This window comes from Vibrio sp. A37, from assembly GCF_059777565.1.
Genome location: NZ_JBLNLI010000089.1, coordinates 1 through 374 on the forward strand (window position 1 = coordinate 1; position 374 = coordinate 374).

Annotated in this window: 1 pseudogene; it reads left to right on the forward strand. The window is 34.8% G+C overall.

What is annotated here, in order from left to right:
* Nucleotides 1-373, forward strand: a pseudogene (locus ACM2FC_RS23645) (helix-turn-helix domain-containing protein); the annotation flags it as partial.
* Nucleotide 374: the final 1 nt, after the last annotated feature.

The following is a 374-nucleotide window of genomic DNA, read 5'->3' on the forward strand; positions in this document are numbered from 1 at the left end:
CGAGTCATTGGAAATTGAGAACAGAATAAGCTCGAAAGAAGGAAATAAAAACCCTGTCGCAGTTCCTATTATTGATGAAAGTGTCATTATAAAGAATCACTACAAGTATATTGGAGAGCTCATCGTCAACTCTCCACTTACATATTATCTATATGATGAATGCAACCTTGTCGCAATTCGGGTAAGTGATAAACTCGCAGAGTTTTTTACCCCAAATACATTATTAATTGTTAGCCGACTGAAACGAAATGATACTGACCAAATTATTATTATCACTCAAGCAAATCAGCTAACAGTGAAAAACCATGATTATTCTTTACAAGAAAATGAAAAGCTGATCGGATGTATCAGAGAGGAAAGAGTGAATGTCTAAC